Source organism: Flavobacterium sp. CECT 9288 (genome assembly GCF_918731615.1).
Lineage (GTDB): Bacteria > Bacteroidota > Bacteroidia > Flavobacteriales > Flavobacteriaceae > Flavobacterium.
Map to the genome: position 1 here is coordinate 2,018,739 of NZ_OU957226.1, position 23,762 is coordinate 2,042,500.

Genomic DNA, 23,762 nt, shown 5'->3' on the forward strand with positions numbered 1-23,762 from the left:
GAAAAAAAATAATCGCCTCTATGTGGAATCACCTATTTTAGAACATTTCAAAGGAAAAAATGATAATGAGTTAGTGTATCTAAAAAATGGATTATTTAGAATTATCGATTATCCTAACTTATTACATTTTGAATTTGACCAAGGGAAGCCAAATGCTGTAATCATAACAAGGGATAATCTGAATAGCAAAGTTCAATTAATTGCTGTTAAAAAATAGTTGCAGTCAATTGTAAACTTGGGTTGTATTACCAAAGCAAACGAACGCCCGATCGATAGCAAACGGATGAAGTATTAAAAACCGGTTGAATCATCCACCACGGACAACCAAGAACTAGTACTGGCAAAAACAATAAAGTTATCGTAAATTACAAAGAGAGAATATAAAGAGGATTCAGTATCCTCTTTATTTCGTACATTCAACAGATTATTTTTACAAAAAAATATTTTTTGTAGTTTAAATCTACTATATTTATACTAAAATTTAAAAAAAAGAAGTTTCTTTACTGATTTACTTTTAGTCTTATAGTTTGAACTAAAAACTTTTTATAATTAACATTAATTGAATGAAAAAACTTTTTTTATGTATTTCACTTTCGGCATTTAATATTTATTTTTCAAATTCTCAGAATAGAAAATTAAACATTTTAGACAGTATTTCAAAAATGCCCGTAAAGTATGCAAACATCAATTTTCTAAATGGATATGGACTGTTTTCAAGTGAAAATGGTGACATTAATATTAGTGACATTAATATCAAGTCAATTGAAATATCACACATATCTTACGAATTAAAAAAAAATGATTTAAAAAAATTAAACGATTCAATAGTTTTTTTAAAACCAAAAAATATAAAATTAGATGAAATCATAATTAAAAACACTCAAAAATTAAATGTTGCAAAAAAAATAAATTCAAAACCAATAATCCATAGTGATTATAACAAGATGTATCATAGCGCAATAGGCTTGAAGTTTGCTTTTAAAATTAATTCACATGAAACAAAAATAAATTATTTAAAAAGTATTGAAATTCCGGTGTTTAAAAAAGCTAATGATGTTACAAGAAATATGTATCCCGAGAAACAATATCCATATAAAACTTTAATAAAACTAGAAATATTAGAATGTGTTGATGGAATGCCTGGTGAAAATTTAAATAATTACTGTAAGTATGAGGTAATCTATTCCGAACGTATAAATGATTCTTTTACCACAAACTTTGAAAAAAACATTAAAATCCCCGAAGAGGGTTTGTTTGTTGCAATAACATTTATCGGTAAAGTTGATGAAAATAATTCCCTAATTATTGAAATGCCTTATGACGTAAATAAAAAATTTGCTGATAAAAAATTTATAAAATGGATTTTACCAAACATCCCTATTATTGAAAAGCAAAATGATACTAAAACATTTTATCGATTTGATTATGAAAAAGATTCAAAGTGGAGACAAATCGAAAAACCAATTATCTATTCTAAAAATAAGGAGTACCCCATTTTTGATATTGGTATTGGTTACAAAATTGATTTGATGGAGTAAAAAAATTAAGAAAAATTATATAAGTGTATTTCCAATTTAATTAAATTACCTACACTTAAAATTAAAAACAATAGGACCATTACTTTTGAGTCTACTATCATCCTCAACTTACAACATGACCAATGATTTACAGATAATGTGGGCCTTTTAAAAGAAAAAATAATCTCTTTTAATAAATAAATTAAAAATCATCTAGAAAAATTCAAAAATGAAAATACCAAATAAAGACACCCAATTTCCATTAGAAAATTACAATAAACTTTGTTTTTTAAAAAACACAATCACAAATCCTAACATAATTATTGGAGATTATACCTATTATGATGATTTTGAAAACGTTTCTAATTTTGAAAAAAATGTAAAATATCATTTTGATTTTATAGGTGATCAACTAATCATAGGCAAATTTTGCATGATTGCTTCTGGTGTAAAATTTATAATGAATGGGGCAAATCATCTCACAAAATCAATCAGTTCTTATCCCTTTGCAATATTTGGAGAGGACTGGAAAAATGCCATGGAAGGAAAACAGTATCCTAATAAAGGAAATACAGAGATAGGAAACGATGTCTGGATTGGGTATAACTCTACTATAATGCCCGGAATAAAAATAGGTGACGGGGCGATAATTGCTTCGAATTCGACGGTAACTAGAAATGTAGAACCCTACTCCATTGTTGGAGGGAATCCCGCTAATGAGATAAAAAAAAGATTTACAAAAGAACAAATTGAAAAATTGTTAACAATACAATGGTGGAATTGGGATATTGAAAAAATTACTAAAAACATTCAAAATCTTACTGATGATAAAATTGACTTGTTTATAAATTCGGCAAATAACCTTGAGCTGTAAATTCAAATATGTTTATTAAAATGACTACAACTATTTTTGATTATACCAAAAGACATAAAAAAACAACCCTAATCTTATTTTTATATTTAATTTGGTGGAGTTTCATTTTTTATTTCTTTCACAACATGGATTCGTTACTATCAAAATCAATGTGTGGCGCAGCAGGAGCTGGATTATTAATGATGGTTGTGGGACCTTTTTTAGCCTGCCTATTAACTTCATTTTTATTTGCAATTTGTAGCAAAGGGCAAAATAAAAAAGACTATTTTATTGCTTTTTTTATAGTCTTAATTCCGTTTTTTGTTGCTATTGTTGATATTGCCATATAAAATTTTAGACATTTAACTATTTTTTGTTAATTTAGTTTTTATCAAAAATATTGTCACACCATTGCTTTAGTTAATGAAATATATAAATAATATGAGAAAAGTTATTTTAATTGTACTGCACTTCTGCTTGTATGCAAGTTATAGTCAAAAAATTGATTTAGCAATTACAAACTGTAATGTAATCACGTTAAAAGAGAATGCTATTTTAAAAAATAAAACCATTCTCATTTCTGGCAGTTCAATTATTGCTGTTGTAAATAGTTCAAGTTGGAAAAATTCATCCAATACAACTGTACTTGATGCAACTGGAAAATATGTTATTCCTGCTTTAACTGATATGCACGTACATCTTAATCCTTTCATGGATAAGTATTCTTTACCCTTGTTTTTAAAATATGGAATTACAACCGTAAGGGTTATGGCAGGAAATGATCAAGTTTTACAAAAGAGAGACAGCATTAACAAGAAATTATTGCGTAATTCACCTGATATATATTCTGCATCTGAATTGATTGATGGTAATCCACCATCTTTTGGCAAAGACCACAGTGGCCCAATTGTAACATCTGAATCCGATATTGAAAAAATCATTTACGAGCAAATAAAAAAAGGGTATGATTTTATAAAATTATACAGCCGATTAGATGAAAACTCTTTTAGAAAAGGACTTTCTTACGCCAAAAAACAAGGTTTCAAAGTCGCTTATCATATTCCCGTGACATTACAGAAACAGCATTTTTTTGATATAAATGGAGGCGAAATAGAACACCTTAGCGGCTACTCTAGATATGCGTCAAAACTCGATTCTTTGCCTAAAAAAATTCTTCTCAAAAATTATGATGTCCCTTTTGATGAAATCTCCGCAAAAGATATTGACTTCAATAAACTTAATGATGCTGTACGTAAGACGGTAGCCTATAACATATGGAACTGCCCTACCCTTGTACTATTTTATAATCAAACAGACGAAGTATTTTGTAAGAGCATACTTAAAAATAAAATTGGTGATGGTTTAGACGGTTTACTTGGTTGGTGGTCTAGCGTAGGTTACGGTAAAAAAGAAAATGTGATAACGTACATTGATTTCCAAAAAAAAACAGTCGCATTACTACATAAAAACAATGCAAAAATTCTAGCTGGAACCGATTTCCCTAATCCATGGCTTGTACCCGGATTATCTTTACATCAAGAACTAGAACGTATGGTAGATGCTGGATTAACTAATTATGAAGCTCTTAAAACCGCTACTGTTAACCCCGCAGAATGGTTTGGGAAAAACTATAACAAGGGAACCGTTGAAAAAAATAAACAAGCAGATTTATTAATTCTTAATGAAAATCCATTATTAGACATCAAAAACACTCAAAAAATTCATAAGGTTGTTTACAAGGGGGAAGTTCAATGATTCATTAGCTAATTTAACCTATTTTTTACTACTTTTTACTTTTTAACAATTATAATAATCCGTTATATGTACAGCACTTTTTTTGTCCTAGTTGCACATACATAGAAATAAATTCAGTAAAAATAGAATTCAAAATATAAAGTAATCCGTTGAATTTACTTTGCCTATTTGATTAAGGTTGTATTTCATTGGATAAAAGTCGTAAAATACACCTAAAATTCATCAAAAAAATTATCCCAACCAACCATCGCGGTCTAGACTTCGATATTGAATGGCTTCGGCAATATGATTTGACTGCACTGCTGGGGATGCTTCAAGATCAGCTATAGTTCGCGCTACCTTTAAAATTCGGTCGTAAGCTCTTGCAGATAAATTCAATCGTTCCATAGCTGTTTTTAATAATTGTTTTGACACCTCATCTAGAGCGCAATACTCCCTGATTTGTTTGGTATTCATTTGGGCATTGTAATGAATGTGGTCCATGTGATCAAAACGTTTAGATTGTATTTCTCGAGCTGCAGTCACTCGTTCTCTAATAGCGACACTACTCTCAGCTTTTTGATCATCTGAAAGTTTATCAAAAGGAACAGGAGTTACTTCAATATGAATGTCTATTCTGTCTAGCAATGGACCAGATATTTTACTCAAATACCGATGCATTTCATGTGGTGAGGAAGTTTGTGGAGCATCTGGATCATTAAAAAAACCACTCGGACTAGGGTTCATACTAGCAACAAGCATGAACGATGATGGGTATGTGACCGTAAACTTAGCTCTAGAAATAGTAACTTCTCTATCTTCAAGAGGTTGACGCATGACTTCAAGTACATCTCTTTTAAATTCTGGTAGCTCATCTAGAAATAGAACTCCGTTGTGCGCCATAGAAATTTCTCCAGGTTGAGGATAGCTTCCGCCACCTACTAAGGCAACATTAGAAATAGTGTGATGAGGACTCCTAAATGGTCTTTGATTCATTAAACCCACTTCTTTAAGTTTACCTGCAACACTATGAATTTTTGTAGTTTCAAGTGCTTCGCGCAACGTCATGGGCGGCAAAATACTTGGTAATCTTTTGGCAAGCATTGTTTTTCCTGCACCAGGCGGACCTATCAATATAATATTATGTCCACCAGCAGCAGCAATTTCCATACAACGCTTTATACTTTCTTGTCCTTTAACATCACTAAAATCGAATTCAGGAAAGTCTAAGGATTTATAAAATTCGGCTCGTGTATCAATTGTGGTAGGTTCTAGAGTTCCTTTACCTTCAAGGAAATCAATCACTTCTTGAACATTTTCAACACCATAGACTTCAAGTCCCGCTACAATGGCTGCCTCTTTTACGTTTTGTTTAGGCAGAAAAAAACCTTTAAAGCCCTCTTCTTTAGCTTTAATTGCTATTGGCAAGGCTCCTCTTATAGGTTGCAAACTTCCATCAAGAGACAATTCACCCATTATAATATATTGTTCAAGAGCATCTGCTTTGATTTGGCCAGAAGCCACTAAAATGCCAATTGCCAATGTCAAATCATAGGCTGAACCTTCCTTACGTAAATCTGCAGGCGCCATGTTAATGGTGATTTTTTTTCCAGGCATAGCATAGGTATTGTTTTTAAGCGCAGCAGCAATACGGTAACTACTTTCTTTTATAGCGTTATCTGCCAAACCTACAAGATGGTAGCCTATACCCTTATCCATATTAACTTCAACTGTAATTGTTGTAGCCTCAACTCCAAAAACAGCACTCCCAAAAACCTTTACTAACATATATTATTATTTTAAATTAAAATTAGTAAAAACATTTCTTATATTTTAACATCTACAAAAACAATATAAAAAAATAGTATCTTTTATATAATTTCATAAAATAGAAACATATTCTAATTTATAATACTTAGTAAATCAACATAATAAAAAACAAATGTTAAATTCATGTAAACAGTCCACACTCTTTGAACAATTTTTTACTTTTAAGAACTAATTAGAAACTAAACTATGAAAAAAATTCTATTTCTACTTTTATTTAGCGTGGTGCTATCTAAAACGTATGCGCAGGAGTACTTTCCTAATAACGAAAGTATACAAAACAAGAGTACCAATTTTACTGCATTTACAAATGCTAAAATTTATGTAACTCCAACTCAAATTATTGAAAAAGGTACCTTACTGATCCAAAACGGGAAAGTAGTAAGTGCGGGAACCTCGGTTAACATTCCTAAAAACTGTACTACGATAGACCTTGAGGGAAAAACAGTTTATCCTTCCTTTATAGACATCTACACTAATTTTGGTATAGAAAAACCAAAAAGTGTTGCAGGTCCGCGTATGCCTACATATGACACTAAAAGAATAGGCTATTACTGGAATGAAAGCATCCTAGCCGAAGCAAATGCTTTCGAAAACTTCAAGTATGACCAAACCAAAGCAGAAGAATTGCTAAAAGCTGGTTTTGGAGTAGTAGGAACACACGTTCCTAACGGTATTGCAAGAGGAACAGGAACTTTAATAGCATTGAATAATTTTGAAAAGCAAAACCAATTGCTGGCAGACAAGTTAACCAATCACTTTGCTTTTACAAGGAGCGTTACCACAAATCAATCCTATCCTGGGTCTTTAATGGGAATGATGGCGTTATTGAGACAAATGTATCATGATTTAGATTGGTATAAAAAAGGAAACTCTGCTACAAAAGATCTTTCGCTTGAGGCGCTTGCAAATAATGAAAAATTAGTTCAAATATTTGCATCGGAGGACAAATTAAACAGTTTACGTGCGGCCAAAATTGCTAAAGAATTTGGCTTGAACTATGTTTTAAAAGGAAACGGAAACGAATTTGAAAGAATTGAAGAAATTAAAAACACCAATTCTAAATTTATAATTCCCGTAAATTTCCCAGAAGCGTATGATGTTTCGGATCCAAACCAAGCCAATCAAATGGAGTTAAAAGACTTGCGTTTTTGGAATCAAGCTCCTACTAACTTAAAAGTTTTATCAGACAACGGAGTGGTATTTGCACTTACAACTGATAAATTAAAGAAAATTGAGGATTTTAGAACAAATCTTTTAAAAGCTATAAAATTTGGTTTTGACAGTACCAAAGCTCTAGAAGCATTGACTACAATTCCTGCAGCTATTTTAGGAAAAAGCAATGAAGTTGGATCGTTAAAAAACGGAAGCTTAGCTAATTTCGTAATTGCATCTGGAGCGATATTTGATGAAAAAACAATTTTATATGAAAACTGGGTACAAGGTAATAAGTTCGTAATAAATGATTTAACCATCAAAGATATTAGAGGAAATTACGACCTTACCATCAACAATGAAAAATTCAAATGGAAAATTAATGGTGAAGTTAGCGCACCAAAATCAGAAATCACTACTGTTGATGCCAAAAAAGTAAACTCAAAACTTTCAATGAGTAACAATTGGTTATCTACCGTGATTAAACCTTTGGATTCAACCAAAACTAGTTTTACAAGATTAATTGGGTTTATTGATGACACTCAAACCCTTTCTGGAAAAGCAGTTTTATTTGACGGAAAAGAAGTAAAATGGTCTGCAGTAAAAACAGCTCCATTTGTAAAAACCATCGATTCTACTAAAGTTGAAAAAAACAATTTTGTAATCCCTAGAACATTCCCAAATACAGCATTTGGAAATCTTAGTAAACCTGCTGCGCAAACTATCTTGTATAAAAATGCAACAGTTTGGACAAACGAAAAAGAAGGAATCCTAACCGAAACAGATGTTTTGGTTAAAAACGGAAAAATTGCAGCAGTAGGTAAAAACATTTCGGATGCCTCTGCTACAGTAATTGATGCCAAAGGAAAACACCTTACAAGCGGAATTATAGATGAGCACTCTCACATTGCTATTTCTAATGGTGTGAATGAAGGCGGACACAACTCTAGTGCCGAAGTAACCATTCAAGACGTAGTAAACTCTGAAGACGTAAATATTTACAGAGAACTAGCTGGTGGTGTAACAACATCACAATTGTTACACGGTTCAGCAAACCCTATTGGTGGTAGATCTGCTATTGTAAAATGGAAATGGGGAGCAGCTCCTGAAGAGATGCTTTACAAAAATCAGCCTGGATTTATAAAATTTGCACTTGGAGAAAACGTAAAACAATCAAACTGGGGAAATACAAATCCTACTCGTTTCCCGCAAACAAGAATGGGTGTTGAACAAGTTTTTATTGATTATTTTCAAAGAGCCAAAGAATATGATTTGAGCTGGAAAACATTTAATGCAAGCAATAAAAAAGGAAAAGCGCCAAGAGTTGACATAGAACTACAAACTCTTGCTGAAATTTTAAATAAAGAACGTTTTATTTCTTGTCACTCTTATGTACAATCAGAAATATTAATGTTAATGAATGTTGCCGAAAAATTCAACTTTAGGGTAAATACATACACTCACATATTAGAAGGCTACAAAGTTGCTGATAAAATGAAAGAGCACGGTGTGGGAGCTTCTACTTTCTCTGATTGGTGGGCTTACAAATTTGAAGTAAATGATGCCATTCCTTTTAATGGTCCTATTATGCACAACGCTGGACTTGTAGTTGCCTACAACTCTGATGATGCTGAAATGTCAAGAAGATTAAATCAAGAAGCTGCAAAAGCTGTAAAATACGGAAATATATCTGAGGAGGATGCGTGGAAATTTGTAACATTAAACCCAGCAAAATTATTACGTATTGATGATAAAGTAGGTAGTATAAAAACAGGTAAAGATGCTGATATCGTTTTGTGGAGCGATAATCCATTATCTATTTATGCAAAAGCAGAGCAAACTTTAATTGAAGGAGTTGTTTACTTTGATGCTAAGAAAGATATTGAAAAAAGAACGGAAATCACAAAAGAAAGAAGTGAACTGATTGGTCAATTGTTACAAGAAAAAAACAAAGGAATGATCACACAAGAACCTAAAAAGAAAGAAAGAAAAGAATATGAGTGCGATACTCTTGAGGAGTAACACTTTCTCAATTTCATACTTTAAGCTTAGTCAAGCAACTTTAAAAAAATATAAAATGAATTATAAAAAAATATATCTCTTAGTTTTGGCACTCGGTTTGCCAATACTAGCTCAAGCGCAACAAACACCCGCAAATAAACAAACCAAATCTGTTTTGATCATGAATGCAACTGCGCATCTAGGAAATGGCAAAGTGATTGAAAACAGTGCTTTAGGTTTTGAAAACGGAAAAATCACACTCATTGCAGATGCTACCGTGATACGTCTTGCGGCTGGTGCTTATGATGTTACGATCAATGCTGCTGGAAAACATGTTTATCCTGGATTTATTGCTCCAAATTCTACTTTAGGTCTTGTTGAAATAGATGCCGTTAAGTCATCTGATGACGAAGATGAAATAGGTGCTATGAAACCTCACGTAAGAAGTATCATTGCCTATACAGCTGATTCAAAAGTTATTGAAACAGTAAGACCAAACGGAATTTTAATGGCACAAATTACCCCAAGAGGCGGAGTAATATCTGGTACATCCTCAATTGTTCAGCTGGATGCTTGGCACTGGAAAGATGCATTGGTTAAAGAAAATGATGGAATTCACGTTAACTTTCCATCCACTTTTAGAAGAAGCGGCTGGTGGGCAGAACCAGGAAATATTGAAGCTAACAAAGAATATGCAAAAGAAGTTCAAGAACTACGGTCTTATCTTGCTAACGCCAAAGCCTATTTAGGCGAATCCTCAAAAGAAAGAAACATCGTTTTAGAATCTACAAAAGGTCTTTTTGATGGTACTCAAACTTTGTATATCCATGCCAATGAAGAAAAACAAATTATTGATGCCGTACAGTTTGCTAAACAAAGCGGAATCAAAAAAATGGTTATTGTTGGTGGATATGAAGCTTATAAAACTGCCGATTTATTACGAGAAAACAACATTGGTGTTCTATTAAAAAGAGTTCATGAAATGCCAGAAAATGATGATCATGATATTGATTTACCTTATAAAAATGCAAAACTACTAACTGACAAAGGAGTACTTGTAGGACTTGAAAACAGTGGGTCACATGAAAGAATGAACACCAGAAATTTACCGTTTTTAGCTGGAACTTGTGCTGCTTACGGTTTAGATAAAGAACAAGCTTTACAACTTATAACATCAAATACTGCTAAAATATTAGGTATTGATGCACAATGCGGTACTCTTGAAGAAGGAAAAGATGCAACCTTATTTTTATCTGATGGTGATGCACTTGATATGAGAACAAACAAGCTTACAAATGCTTTCATACAAGGTAGAATGATCAGCTTAGAAACACATCAAACTAAATTAAACGATCGTTACAAAACAAAATACAATCAAAAATAAATTATTATGGGATTATTTAATGCTATTCTAGGAAATGCGTCTGAGGTAAATATTCAAAATATTGCTACAGAATTTGAACCAATCTTGATTGAGGGTGAGGTAATTGAAAAAGCATACAAACTCATTCGAGATATGTTTATTTTCACCAATAAAAGATTGATCTTGATTGAAAAACAATTAGTAGGAACTAAAGTAGATTACTTAACCATTCCCTACTCTAGTATCAAAAAATTCTCAAAAGAAAGTGCAGGATTATTGGATATGGATGCTGAATTAAAAATTTGGCTTAATAATGATGATGCCCCCATTAGCAAACAATTTGGAAAAGGCGGTAACAACATTAACGAGGTGTATCAAATTTTAAGTAGACACACGTTGAAATAATAGTTTGCACAATACATTTAATAGGCACTGATTGATATTTTCAATTTAGTGTCTTTTTTTATGCCATAAATTCATGTAAATAATCAAGATTGATAACAAAATTTTTAAAAAGTTCAAATTGGCCTTGTTAAATTGTAAATTTTAAGATTAAATTATAACTAACCCTTAAAAAAATAGGGGTCATTTTAATATATATTTAAAAGTTTGACTCATACTGTTATTTTTAATGGGGCATAAACAACATTTTTATACTTTTATTGAAATTTAAATCAAAAAACTATGAGAAAAATTGTTTTGAGTGTGCTGTTAATTGCGATCTTGTTATTTACCCTTTTTTCAAATTATTTCTTAATCGACGCACCTGCTCCAACCGAGGCTGTAAAATTTGATACTGGCGATACCGCATGGATTATTGTTGCTACAGCTCTAGTGCTTATAATGACTCCTGGGCTAGGCTTTTTCTATGGCGGTATGGTTGGAAAAAAAAATGTCATTAGTACAATGTTACAAAGTTTTATGGCCATGATAATTGTTACCGTTTTATGGGTTATCATTGCTTTCGGACTTTCATTTGGCCCTACAATTGGTGGTATTATTGGAAATCCAATTCCTAACTTATTTTTTCAAGGCGTAGGGACTAACACCGCATGGAGTCTTGCTCCTACCATTCCGTTTATGCTATTTGCCTTATTCCAAGCTAAGTTTGCCATCATTACACCTGCCTTGATAACTGGAGCATTTGCAGAGCGTATCCGTTTTTGGGCTTATTTACTTTTTATGGTTTTGTTCATATTATTTATCTATACTCCGCTTGCGCACATGACTTGGCATCCTGATGGTTTATTTTTCAAAATGGGAGTACTTGACTTTGCTGGAGGCACAGTAGTACACATGAGTGCAGGATGGGCAGCACTTGCAGGAGCTATTTTCCTTGGAAAAAGAAAAGTTCAAAAGGTTAATCCAGCAAGAATAACCTATGTATTATTAGGAACTGGTTTACTGTGGTTTGGCTGGTTTGGTTTTAACGCAGGATCAGCACTAGGATCAAATGGCCTTGCAGTACAAGCATTAGGAACTACTACCGTTGCTGCTGCTGCTGCTGGTATGGCTTGGGTATTTCTAGATAAGATTCTAGGACACAAATTATCAGCAATGGGTGCTTGTATTGGCGTAGTTGTAGGCTTAGTGGCTATAACACCAGCTGCAGGTTTTGTAAGTATTCCACACGCTATGTTTATAGGAGCAATTGCTAGTATAATAAGTAATCTTGTAGTGAGAGCATTTCATAAAGGCAAAATTGATGATGCATTAGATGTTTTTGCTTGTCATGGTGTGGGCGGTATGGTAGGAATGCTACTTACTGGTGTTTTTGCGTCAAAATCAATTAATTCTGTTGTAGGAGATAATCAAGGTTTAATTTTTGGAGACACTACCTTATTTCTAAATCAATTTAAAGCTTTAGTTGTGGTTTCTATTTTTGCTTTTACCGCATCGTATGTTTTATTTTTTATTGTTAACAAAATAACACCTTTACGTGTAAGCGAGGAAAAAGAAGAATTAGGACTTGACATTTCTCAACATGGTGAATTTTTATAATCAAACATTATTTATTACAATAAGCAATAGATAATTATCTTGTAATTTATGTTAAAAAAAATACCTCAAAAAGTAATAACTTTTTGAGGTATTTTAATTTCAAATGGACTGATTCATAAAAGATATAAATCTTAACAACTCTTTATTTAAGAATAGTAAATTCTATTTTAGAATCATTAAACACTTTATGAGTTTGTTTTTGAAAATCTTCTGGTTTTGCATAAAAAATATTTTCTACAAAAGTTTGAGGATTTAGATCTATCAATGGAAACCAAGTGCTTTGAACTTGTACTTGAATTTTATGCCCTTTCTTAAAGGTATGAAACACATCTTGCAACTTAACATTTACTGCTGTTTTTTCATTAGCCACAAACGGTTCTGGTTTACTAAAACTATTTCTAAAACGACCTCTCATTACTTCGCTTCTCACCATCATATGATAATTGCTCATTTTTAAATGAGGAGCTATCTCTTTAGTCTCTGGCTCCTCATTAGGAAAAACATCAATAACTTTTACAACCCAGTCCGCATCTGTACCTGTGGTTGCTACTTGTAATTGCGCTAAAATATCGCCAGCAAGTGTTGTATCATCTGTTAAAATTTCGGTTTCAAAAACAAGAACATCAGGACGTCTTGCTGCAAATCGCTGGTCATCTGTCATGTATTTTCTAGGTGTAAGACCTTGTTGTTTAACATCTTCAGAATAAGGAACCGGTTTCTTTGGGTCGCTAATAAATTCTTCAAAGGCAAAATTCTTTTTTGCCATTTGTGACAACTTGTTGTCTTGCATGAAAAATGCTTTCTTTTCCGTATTCTTTGGAGGCCACGCATCATACGTTTTCCATTCTTTTTTACCCGAATCAAAAACATAAGCCTCAGGAAGTGTGTTTTCACCTTTTCCATTATTTTTCAGGAAATGACGGAAAAAATTAGCTTCAATGTTTTTTTGATAAAAACCTGAAATGCTATCGCCAAAATTAATATTCCCAATAACTTGTTTAGCAGAATTACGAGCCCAATCTCCGTGACTCCACGGCCCCATTACGATGGTATTGTAATTTTTACTGCTCTTTTCAATCGTACTGTATGTATTTAAAGGACCGTATAAATCTTCTGCATCAAACCAACCACCAACAGTCATAACTGCAGGTTTAATATTGTTCAAGTGTTGAAGAATACCTCGCTTTTGCCAAAAATCATCGTAACTAGAATGATCTTTTAGCTGTTGCCAAAATTCATTATCGGCTCCGTAATACTTATCTAAATTTGAAAGTGGGCCAGCATCAAGAAAAAATTGATAATCATCATTGGTTCCCGTATTGGTAAAAGTATACCATGGCTCTGTGGTACGTGCCTTTTTTTGTGGTCCAAATAAAGGTGTCACTTTCCAGTAACTTAAAAGATAAGCTCCATTGTGATGAAAATCATCAAAGAAGAAATCAGCAATACATGCTTGTGGCGAAACTGCTTTTAATGCCGGGTGATTACTTAATAAAGAATACGTTGCATAAAAACCTGGATAAGATATTCCCCATGTTCCTACGTTTCCGTTATTATTAGGTACATTTTTTACCAACCAATCTATTGTATCATACGTATCAGATGCTTCATCAATATCAGTCTTTGATTTTTTATTAGGTACATAGCCACGCATGTTATCATACAAACCATCACTCATAAACCTACCACGAACATCTTGGTAAACTACAATATACCCTTCTTTCATCATCGTTTCACTTGGTGAAATCGACCTTTTCATTTTATCAGCGCCATAAGGCCCCGAGTTATAAGGTGTTCTTTGCATGATGATTGGATACTTTTTTGAAGTATCCTTTGGAGCATAAATTGAGGTAAACAGCTCGGCCCCATCGCGCATCTTGATATGCACTTCTTTTTTAGTGTAATTTTCTGCTACATAATTTGGTTTAGAATCCTGAGCCGAGGATAATAAGACACCAAATATCAATAATGCAATACTTAGTAGTTTTTTCATGTGTTTTTTAAATTTAATAGGGTTTAAAGATAAAAAATATGTGGAAATAAAAACAGTTTAAAGACACTAAAATAAATTCATTGTAAAAAAATAAGCATAAAAAAAAGGCCTATTCGGCCTTTTTAAATGAATCTATTCCGTCTCTCAACCAATCTTTGTAAGCATTGATATCTGAGTTGTAACTTTCTGGTTTATCTGATAGCATATTCCCATCAGTGTCCATAACAATGTAGTATGGCTGTGCATTTGCTTTAAACTTGGTAATTTGAAAATCACTCCATTTATTTCCTACGCTTACCACCTCTTTTCCAGTTTCTTTAGATACGTATTGCTCTTTTTTTGGAAGTTCCCTTTTATCATCAACATATAATGAAATAAGCACAACCTCGTTTTGTAATATTTTTAAAATCATTGGATCGGACCAAACATAGTCTTCCATTTTTCTACAATTCACACACGCATAACCTGTAAAATCTAATAGAATAGGTTTGTTAACTGATTTTGCGTAAGCTACTCCCTTGTCATAATCCTCAAAAGCTATTAAATCATGTGGTCCTAAATGAGCTCCATCTGGTAAAACTTGAGCTGTTGTTGCTGAGCCTCCTTTTGAATTTCCTACTCCATAAGGACTTTCGCTATAGGTCATAGGTGGCGGAAAACCTGAAATTAATTTTAATGGCGCTCCCCAAATCCCTGGAATTAGATACAGCGTAAAAGCTAAAACTACTAATCCTAAAGACAATCTTCCTACCGAAATATGATTCAATGGACTATCGTGTGGGAGTGTAATTTTTCCAAAAAGATATAAAGCTAATGTTCCAAAAATAGCAATCCAAATAGCTAAAAACACTTCTCTTTCCAAGAAATGGAGCTGCAATACCAAGTCAGCATTAGATAAAAACTTAAAGGCCAATGCCAGTTCTAAGAAACCTAATACTACTTTAACCGTATTCAACCACCCACCTGATTTAGGTAATGAGTTCAACCAACCTGGGAACATAGCAAACAACATAAATGGTAATGCAAGTGCTAATGAAAAACCAAACATTCCTACAATAGGTGCAATACCGCCTTTGGAAGCTGCCTCTACTAACAGAGTTCCTACAATAGGCCCCGTACATGAAAAAGAAACTATAGCTAGAGCCAATGCCATGAATAAAATACCAATAATACCACCTCTGTCTGCTTGATTGTCTACTTTATTTGCCCAAGAATTTGGCAACATGATTTCGAATGCACCCAAGAAGGACGAGGCAAAAACAACTAATAAAATGAAGAAAATGATATTAAACCATACATTAGTAGATAAAGCATTTAGGGCATCAGCTCCAAATATTGCCGTTACCAAAAAACCTAAAACTACGTAAATAAAAATGATAGCAATACCGTAAATAATAGCATTTCGAATTCCTTTTGCCTTAGTTTTACTTTGTTTGGTAAAAAAACTAACCGTCATAGGGATCATTGGGAAAACGCATGGTGTTAATAATGCTGCAAACCCAGATAAAAATGCAATAAAAAAGATAGATAATAAACCTCTTTTTTCCTCTGGTTTTTCAGCTATAGGAGCAGTTATTTTAGCGGTTTTCTCAGCTTTCACCTCTGTTTTCACAGTATCAACAACCTCTTTTGACAGGGTTGAATCCCCGGTCGCAACATTTATCACCGATGCTACTTCTGTGGTTGCACTTTCGTTTTGAGGAATTTTTAAAGTAAAATTCTTTTCAACATTGATGCAGACATCTTTACAAACCTGATAATTAAAGTCAACTTTAACCTCAGTAAGCTTAGTATTTGTAAGTTCAATTTCTTGTTGAATTTGAGCCTTTTTCTCAAAAAAAGTTTCGTTTACCTCAAATATATCATTGAAGGCAGTTCTTGTTTTGCTTTCTTTGGCTTTGCCAATAAGTTTAAAATTTCCTTTTTGGTTTTTAAAAATAATTTCAAGAGGAAGTGGTCCCCCATCTGGCGTGAATTGGGAATACAAATGCCACTCGTTATCAATTACAGCATTAAAAATCAAGAGGTATCTAGTATCTGACTTTTTTTCAATTTTAGTAGTCCATTTTGCTGGATCTAAAATTTGAGCATTACCATTGGTAAAAGCCAAAAATGCTATAAGTAAAAGGATTATTTTTTTCATTAGCGTAGTTCTATTTTTAAAATATTTTTAGTTGTTTCGGTTACTTTAAACCGTTCGTCTGGTCTTAATCCAACAAGCCAAACTATTGTTTCATCGGAATATAGCAACCAAGTTTTTTCTTTTTCATTTAGAGATAATTTTTCATCTTTAAAAAATTTACTCACTTTTTTTGACTTCCCTTGCATACCAAAAGGATGAAAAACAGCTCCCTCACTCCATTTTTGTAATCGCAATGGGTAGTGCAATAAATCTGCATCAACAAAGATAGAAGTATTTGTGGCGATACTAATGTCGGCTACTTTGCAAAAAGTCAGATTTAAGGGAATATTAACTTCTCTTTGATTTTCAGAAATAAAATATTCCTCATTGGTATTTACGAAATTTATCGGACTAAGGATTAAATAATCACGATCTTTTAATAATCGGTATTGAGGAGCAAGAACAAACTTGCCTGATTGACTTTCAACAAGTGCATAAATATCATCCCAAGATTTAAACTCAAATTCTTTGAGCCATTGGTACAAATAGGATTTATAATTAGGTAATTGTTTTAATTTTCTAATATCAAGATATATAATTTCATTCTCTTGCTTTGCCACCTGCTGATAAATCATAATAGCGGCATCCTCCATCATAACTTGAGCTTCCTGAAGATAGGTTTGCGTATTAAGAAATGATGACAAAAAATTAGAATTAATATCTTTTAACAAAGGTATAACCTGATGTCGGATTTTGTTTCGAAGGTATTTATCTGTGGCATTGCTGCTGTCTTCTCTCCATTTGATATTGTTCTCTTGGGCATAACGTGTAATTTCATCTTGGCTAAATGCCAAAAGTGGTCTTACTACACGATCATTTTGCTGAGGAATTCCGGTCAAACCCTCAATGCCAGTTCCTCGACTTAAATTGATTATAAAAGTTTCAAGAGCGTCATCAGCATGGTGTGCCGTAAGAATGTAATCGTACTGTTCTTGCTCTAAAATTTCGTAAAACCAGCTGTAACGCAACTCTCTGGCGGCAACTTGTGTGGATATTTTATAATCTTCGGCAAATGCCTTGGTGTCGAATTGGGTAAAAAAGAAAGGAATATTGTTATTTGATGCGTACTCTTGAACAAATTTTTGATCCTCAAAACTTTCTAAACCTCGAAGCTGAAAATTACAATGAGCAATAGCCATGTTAAATCCCATTTGCTGAAACAAATGAACCATAACCATGCTGTCTATACCACCACTGGTTGCCAAAAGCACCTTTTTACCTAGTAAAAAAGATAGCTTTTGCTGAATATGTTTCTCTATTTGTTGTATCATTTTATTTAACTTAACTAACTCAAAACCTCAAGCATTGCATGAGCTTTTAGCAAACATTCTTCATACTCTTTTTCTGGAACCGATAAAGAAGTAATGGCACTTCCCACAGAAAAAGAAACGTATTTTGAAGCACTGTTGTACAGAATACTTCGGATAACTACATTAAAATCAAAATCCCCGTTAGGAGTAAAATACCCGACTGCTCCACTGTAAACGCCTCTTTTGGTTTCTTCAAGTTCATCAATAATATTCATGACAGAAATTTTTGGTGCCCCTGTCATACTTCCCATTGGAAAAGTTGATTTTAAGACATCAATTACAGCATATTGAGAATCAAGTTTCGAGGTAATAGTCGTAATCATTTGATGCACTTGCAAAAATGAGTAAATCTTGCATAGCTCTGTTACTTGAACACTGCCTTTTTGAGCTGTTCGTGCCAAATCATTTCGAACCAAATCAGTTATCATTATATTTTCTGCACGTTCCTTTGGGTCTGATGCTAATTTATTTTTAGATTCTTCATCTTCAGTTGTATCCAAAAAACGTTTAGATGTACCTTTTATGGGCTGGGAAACTATTAATTCTCCTTCTTTTTTTAAATAACGCTCCGGTGACGCCGAAAGTATGTAATGTTGATGATTCTTAAAATAAACTGCAAAAGGTGGTTTTGAGATGGAATTTAATTTTAAAAATTTTTGCAATGGATCAATTGCTGTATTTTCAGAAAAAAATTCCATACAAAAATTAGCTTCATAAATATCCCCTCGGTGAATGTGATCTTTTACTTTAATCACTTTCTTCAAATAATTTTCTCTTGAAATCCGCTGTTTTACATGAACTGTTTCAACAATGGTATTGATAGGACATTCTGTAGACAAAATAGTTGCATAATCATAATCTATTTCATCATCACAAAAATTCAAATATTGAATTTCAAGTGTGTTTCCTTTGAGTATAAATACTTTTTTGGGTTGAAAAAAAAATAAATCTGGAAAATCTAAAAAATCATTGTTTTTTGATGAAACCTTTTCAACATCGTTTTTTAAATCATAAGACAAGTAACCAAACAACCAGTCTTTAGTACTTTCTTGATATTGTTTCAAATCATCGAATGCATTGTAATAATCTGTTTTTAAAGAGGTAAAAGCGTCAACTGCAAGCACGCAATCAAAAGAGGAGTATTCTTGTGGATACGAATTACTATCTAAAAAAATAATTTCACGAAACTGTTGCGCCCATGTTACAAGTTGTTGCTTGATTTGTAATGAATTTTCGACATTTTTTATGATGGATGTTCTCAAGGAATTGAAATGTTTTTTATAGCTCAAAATTACAACATTTTTATGTTAAATCGGTAATCATGACTGATTCTAAAAGCAAGAATATACACAGCTTTTAAACGTAATTCCTTGCCCATTTAAACAAAGTTTATTTTGATGGCATGAAATTTGAATTGTAGCATTTTACTTAAAATCTAAAAAGCCAGCAAACAAGAAAACACCTATTAACAAATAAATTATTAACCTGTAAAACAAAAAATTATGCTTAAAAAACACCATGCCCTATTCCCTTTACTGCTAATCATTTTAGCTATTTCTTGTAAAAAAGCCGATTCTTTAGATGAAACTGCTTCTAAAACAACAACTTCTTCAATAGATAGTAGTTATACTGTTTCTTCAGCTGCAGCAGTACAACCAAAAAATAGTGATAGAAAATTTGTACGAACTGCCGATATTAAATTTAAGGTAAAAAATGTTCCCAACTCAACTTACATTATTGAAAACGCCACCAACAAATTTGGAGGTTTTGTAACTTACACCAATTTACAAAGCACAATTTCTGAAAAAAAAGAGGTTAAAATTAGCCAAGACAGTACTTTAGAAATCACGAAATATACTGTTGAGAATAACATCACCATTCGGGTTCCCAATACCAAAATGGATACGGTAATCAAAACCATTTCGAAACAAATTGATTTTCTGGAGTATCGTATAATTAAGGCTGACGATGTTTCATTACAACTGCTCTCCAATCAATTAAAAGAAAAAAGAGACGCAAATCAAGAAAAGCGCCTTATAAAAGCGATTGATAGCAAAGGCAAAAAACTAAATGAAGTGGTGCAAGCAGAAAATGACCTAAATCAAAAAAGCGAACAAAAAGATAACAGCAAACTCGAAAATATCTCATTAGCTGACCAAGTAAATTTTAGCACTTTAACGCTACAAATTTACCAACGTGAAACCATCAAAAAAGAAATGATTGCTAATGAAAAGGAATTTCGTCAAGGTTTTGGTTCGAAAATAGTTGATGGACTCGAAAATGGCTGGTATCTTATTGAAGGAATAGTTGCGGTAATCGTTCAATTATGGTCGATCATTTTAATTGGCATTATAGGCTATTTCGCATACAAAAAATACTTTCGCAAAGTCAATTAAATAAAAAACCCGTTCAAAAATTAGATTGAACGGGTTTTTGTTAAAATATAGTCTACTTATACGTGTAATGCTCTATTATCAGTTGCAGCTAAAGCAGCTTCTTTTATCGCTTCTGCAAAAGTTGGATGTGCATGAGACATTCTTGAAATATCTTCAGCAGACGCTCTAAATTCCATAGCAGTAACTGCTTCTGCAATTAAATCAGCACAACGAGCACCAATCATGTGAACTCCAAGTACTTCATCTGTTTTTGCGTCAGCTAGGATTTTTACAAAACCATCTAAATCACCACCAGCACGTGCACGTCCTAAAGCTTTGAATGGAAAACTACCTGATTTAAAATCAACACCAGCAGCTTTCAATTGCTCTTCAGTTTGTCCTACTGCAGCAACTTCTGGCCAAGTGTAAACAACACCTGGAATCAAATTATAATTAATGTGTGGTTTTTGTCCTGCTATAATCTCAGCAACCATAACACCTTCTTCTTCCGCTTTGTGTGCTAACATTGCACCACGAACTACGTCTCCAATTGCATAGATATTAGGAATATTTGTTTGTAAATGATCATTTACTTCAACCATTCCTCTTTCAGAAATTTTAACACCTGCTTTATCTGCATTCAATCCATCGGTATACGGACGACGCCCTACCGAAACTAATGAATAATCTCCTTCTAATGTTATTGTTTCCCCCTTAGCATTTTCGGCTTGAACAACAACTCCTTCTCCATTTCTTTCTACTGATTTCACTTTGTGAGAAACGTAGAATTTCATACCTTGTTTCTTTAATACTTTTGTCAATTCTTTAGACAAAGATGCATCCATTCCTGGAATAATTCGGTCTAAATATTCAACTACAGAAACTTGTGCTCCTAATCTTAAATAGACTTGACCTAATTCTATACCTATTACTCCACCACCAATGATTACAAGGTGTTTTGGCACTTCTTTAAGTTTTAATGCCTCAGTAGAAGTTATAATTCTTTCTTTATCAATTTTGATAAAAGGCAAAGAAGATGGTTTAGAACCCGTTGCTATGATAATATTTTTCGCTTCGATAGTTTCTGAAGTTCCATCAGCTTTTGCTACAGCTACATGTGTAGCATCAACAAAAGAACCTAAACCTTCAAAAACAGTTACTTTATTTTTATCCATTAAGAATTTAACACCTCCCGAAGTTTGATCTACAACCGCTTGTTTGCGTGCAATCATTTTTTCAAGATTAACTTTTACATCACCAGAAAGTTCAATACCGTGATCTGCAAAATGTGCAATTTCACTGTAATGATGAGAAGAAGCAAGCAATGCTTTTGAAGGAATACATCCTACATTTAAGCAAGTTCCACCTAGGGTAGAATATTTTTCAATAATTGCTGTCTTAAATCCCAATTGTGCGCAACGAATAGCAGATACATATCCGCCTGGGCCTGAACCTATAATGACTACGTCAAATGAACTCATAATATGTTAATTTTTGTGATGTTTATATAAAAGTGTTACAAAATTAAGAAATTAGTTTTGTTTAAGGTCGTATTGATCAGCTTTTTTAGGATTAATTTACCGAATTTAAAAAGATGAATTTAATAAAAAATAGTATTAGACATCAATAACAGTGGTGTTTTTCACCTCATTTATCATAAAGGTACTATGTGTACTGCCTATATGTTGTAGAGTGGTCAGTTTGGTAACTAAAAATTCTCTGTAAGCTTCCATATCTTTTACAACTATTTTTAGAATATAGTCATAATCTCCGCTTACATGATGACATTCAATAACTTCTTTAAGCTGAATGACCTCACTTTCAAACTTTGCTATGAACTCTTTAGTGTGCTGAATTAATTTAAGATGGCAAAAAACCACAAAACCTTTTTCGACTTTCGAACGATTTATTAAGACAACATATTTATCGATAACACCTTCCCTCTCTAATTTTTTAATGCGCTCATAGACTGCAGTTACAGATAAATTTAACTTTAAGGAAAGCTCCTTGGTTGTTTTTTTACTGTCTGATTGTAATAAATACAAGAGTTTCTTATCAATAGCATCTAAAATCATATTCTTGAAATTTATAAATGAAAAAAAATCTATACCAATCCTATTTTTGATGCTAAATTAGAAAATTTAATACCATTTAATGTTTTTTATAGTTTTAAAATCTAAAATTAACGAGTAATATTGATTATTAATCTAGAACACCTTTAATTTGAAATAGAATTAATCTTAAAACCGTAATCCCCTAGCCCTGATAGAAGCGACATCCTTTTATGCGCCTCAGCGAATAAAAGATATAGCGAATAGCAGGAATAGCTTCAAAAAAAAACTTATGAAAAATTTCAATCCCGCAGATAAAATTCAAGATTTACAGTATTTTGGAGAATTTGGAGGTGTAAATCCATCGATTTCTGATTCCTCAACCTATACCTTTCTTTCGGCAAAAACCATGTTCGATACGTTTGAAGGAAATATGGAAGGTTGCTACTTGTATTCCCGTCATTCCTCACCAAGTAATTTATACTTAGACAAAGCCTTAGCTGCTATGGAAGGAACAGAGTCGGCAAATGTTTCGGCATCGGGAATGGGAGCTATTACACCTACCTTATTGCAACTTTGTGGAACTGGTGATCACATTGTTTCGAGCAGAACAATTTATGGTGGTACGTATGCTTTCTTGAAGAATTTCACTCCAAGATTAGGCATCAAAACCACCTTTGTTGATATTACAAAACTAGATGTTATAGAAGCTGCTATAACTCCAGATACAAAAGTTCTATATTGTGAAACCGTGAGTAACCCGTTACTTGAAGTAGCGGATATAAAAGGACTTTCTTTGATTGCTAAAAAATACAACTTAACACTAGTTGTTGATAATACTTTTTCGCCATTATCTGTTTCTCCTGCAAAATTAGGCGCTGATATTGTAATTCATAGTTTAACAAAATACATTAATGGCAGTAGTGATACTGTGGGAGGTGTAACGTGTGCATCGCAAGAATTTATCAATAGCTTAAAAAATGTAAATAGTGGAGCCAGCATGTTATTAGGACCTACAATGGATAGTTTGCGTTCAGCTAGTGTGATGAAAAACTTGAGAACGCTTCACATAAGAATAAAACAACACAGTTACAATGCTATGTATCTAGCCGAACGTTTTGAAAATGAAGGGTTAAAAACGGTTTATCCTGGTTTAAAAAGTCACCCTAGTCATGAATTATATTCGTCTATGATTAATCATGAGTATGGTTTTGGAGGTATGATGACGCTTGATGTAGGTACTTTAGAAAAAGCAAATGCCTTGATGGAATTAATGCAAGAAAAAAACTTAGGTTACCTAGCTGTGAGTCTAGGATTTTATAAAACTTTATTTAGCGCACCAGGAACATCAACTTCAAGCGAAATTCCAATGGAAGAACAAATAGAAATGGGATTGACTG

The 23,762-nt window shown here is 32.9% G+C and carries 18 protein-coding genes (1 of these 18 only partly in view); 11 read left to right on the top strand and 7 right to left on the bottom strand.

The annotated features are described in order from the left end of the window. Positions 1-22: 22 nt before the first annotated feature. The 5 genes from LQ189_RS08895 to LQ189_RS08915 all read left to right on the top strand — a co-directional run bounded on the left by LQ189_RS08895 (position 23) and on the right by LQ189_RS08915 (position 4,125). Positions 23-217, top strand: coding sequence for a hypothetical protein (locus tag LQ189_RS08895; RefSeq protein ID WP_230155922.1), 195 nt, complete (start codon positions 23-25; stop codon positions 215-217). 346 nt (positions 218-563) lie between these two features. After that, the gene (locus tag LQ189_RS08900; RefSeq protein WP_230155926.1) at positions 564-1,538 is read left to right on the top strand and encodes a hypothetical protein; all 975 of its coding nucleotides are present in this window, start codon (positions 564-566) and stop codon (positions 1,536-1,538) included. A gap of 208 nt (positions 1,539-1,746) precedes the next feature. Continuing rightward, positions 1,747-2,391 carry a CatB-related O-acetyltransferase gene (locus LQ189_RS08905; protein WP_230155928.1) on the top strand — a complete coding sequence of 215 codons (645 nt, stop codon included), beginning with the start codon at positions 1,747-1,749 and terminating at the stop codon, positions 2,389-2,391. Between the two features lie 20 nt (positions 2,392-2,411). After that, positions 2,412-2,720 (top strand): hypothetical protein, encoded by a 309-nt coding sequence (locus LQ189_RS08910; RefSeq protein WP_230155930.1) that lies wholly within the window; start codon positions 2,412-2,414, stop codon positions 2,718-2,720. 91 nt (positions 2,721-2,811) lie between these two features. Continuing rightward, positions 2,812-4,125, top strand: a complete 1,314-nt coding sequence (locus tag LQ189_RS08915) for an amidohydrolase family protein (protein ID WP_230155932.1) — start codon at positions 2,812-2,814, stop codon at positions 4,123-4,125. Between the two features lie 231 nt (positions 4,126-4,356). On the opposite strand, the gene LQ189_RS08920 is transcribed toward LQ189_RS08915, so the two are convergent. Next, a complete protein-coding gene (locus LQ189_RS08920; RefSeq protein ID WP_230155934.1) occupies positions 4,357-5,892 on the bottom strand; it encodes a YifB family Mg chelatase-like AAA ATPase in 1,536 nt (511 codons plus the stop codon). A gap of 228 nt (positions 5,893-6,120) precedes the next feature. Here LQ189_RS08920 and LQ189_RS08925 point away from each other — a divergent pair, with 228 nt between their 5' ends. The 4 genes from LQ189_RS08925 to LQ189_RS08940 all read left to right on the top strand — a co-directional run bounded on the left by LQ189_RS08925 (position 6,121) and on the right by LQ189_RS08940 (position 12,451). After that, entirely contained in the window at positions 6,121-9,108 is a 2,988-nt protein-coding gene (locus LQ189_RS08925; protein ID WP_230155937.1) for an amidohydrolase family protein, read from the top strand. Positions 9,109-9,163: 55 nt separating this feature from the next. Then, complete coding sequence (locus LQ189_RS08930; RefSeq protein WP_230155939.1) at positions 9,164-10,471, top strand: amidohydrolase family protein; 1,308 nt, start codon at positions 9,164-9,166, stop codon at positions 10,469-10,471. 6 nt (positions 10,472-10,477) lie between these two features. Beyond that, positions 10,478-10,855, top strand: a complete 378-nt coding sequence (locus LQ189_RS08935) for a PH domain-containing protein (protein ID WP_086455037.1) — start codon at positions 10,478-10,480, stop codon at positions 10,853-10,855. 279 nt (positions 10,856-11,134) lie between these two features. Next, entirely contained in the window at positions 11,135-12,451 is a 1,317-nt protein-coding gene (locus LQ189_RS08940; RefSeq protein ID WP_230155941.1) for an ammonium transporter, read from the top strand. A gap of 142 nt (positions 12,452-12,593) precedes the next feature. Here LQ189_RS08940 and LQ189_RS08945 read toward each other — a convergent pair whose 3' ends face one another. The 4 genes from LQ189_RS08945 to LQ189_RS08960 form a co-directional block, all read right to left on the bottom strand. Then, a complete protein-coding gene (locus tag LQ189_RS08945; protein ID WP_230155943.1) occupies positions 12,594-14,444 on the bottom strand; it encodes a CocE/NonD family hydrolase in 1,851 nt (616 codons plus the stop codon). Positions 14,445-14,553: 109 nt separating this feature from the next. Next, positions 14,554-16,587 (bottom strand): protein-disulfide reductase DsbD, encoded by a 2,034-nt coding sequence (locus LQ189_RS08950; protein ID WP_230155951.1) that lies wholly within the window; start codon positions 16,585-16,587, stop codon positions 14,554-14,556. After that, positions 16,587-17,897, bottom strand: a complete 1,311-nt coding sequence (gene tilS, locus LQ189_RS08955) for a tRNA lysidine(34) synthetase TilS (protein ID WP_230155953.1) — start codon at positions 17,895-17,897, stop codon at positions 16,587-16,589. The genes LQ189_RS08950 and tilS overlap by 1 nt, the downstream gene beginning before the upstream one ends. A gap of 14 nt (positions 17,898-17,911) precedes the next feature. Further along, a complete protein-coding gene (locus LQ189_RS08960) occupies positions 17,912-19,198 on the bottom strand; it encodes an anthranilate synthase component I family protein (protein ID WP_230155955.1) in 1,287 nt (428 codons plus the stop codon). 240 nt (positions 19,199-19,438) lie between these two features. Between LQ189_RS08960 and LQ189_RS08965 the strand changes: the two genes are divergently transcribed. Then, positions 19,439-20,332, top strand: a complete 894-nt coding sequence (locus LQ189_RS08965) for a DUF4349 domain-containing protein (protein WP_230155957.1) — start codon at positions 19,439-19,441, stop codon at positions 20,330-20,332. Between the two features lie 56 nt (positions 20,333-20,388). On the opposite strand, the gene lpdA is transcribed toward LQ189_RS08965, so the two are convergent. Both lpdA and LQ189_RS08975 read right to left on the bottom strand, forming a co-directional pair. Continuing rightward, positions 20,389-21,792 (bottom strand): dihydrolipoyl dehydrogenase, encoded by a 1,404-nt coding sequence (gene lpdA, locus LQ189_RS08970; protein ID WP_230155961.1) that lies wholly within the window; start codon positions 21,790-21,792, stop codon positions 20,389-20,391. Positions 21,793-21,927: 135 nt separating this feature from the next. Then, complete coding sequence (locus LQ189_RS08975; protein WP_230155963.1) at positions 21,928-22,386, bottom strand: Lrp/AsnC family transcriptional regulator; 459 nt, start codon at positions 22,384-22,386, stop codon at positions 21,928-21,930. 268 nt (positions 22,387-22,654) lie between these two features. Here LQ189_RS08975 and LQ189_RS08980 point away from each other — a divergent pair, with 268 nt between their 5' ends. Further along, on the top strand, positions 22,655-23,762 hold the 5' portion of the coding sequence (locus LQ189_RS08980; RefSeq protein ID WP_230155972.1) for an aminotransferase class I/II-fold pyridoxal phosphate-dependent enzyme. 119 nt of this gene lie beyond the right edge of the window; the window shows 1,108 of its 1,227 coding nt (coding positions 1-1,108); the start codon lies at positions 22,655-22,657; its stop codon lies beyond the right edge, outside the window.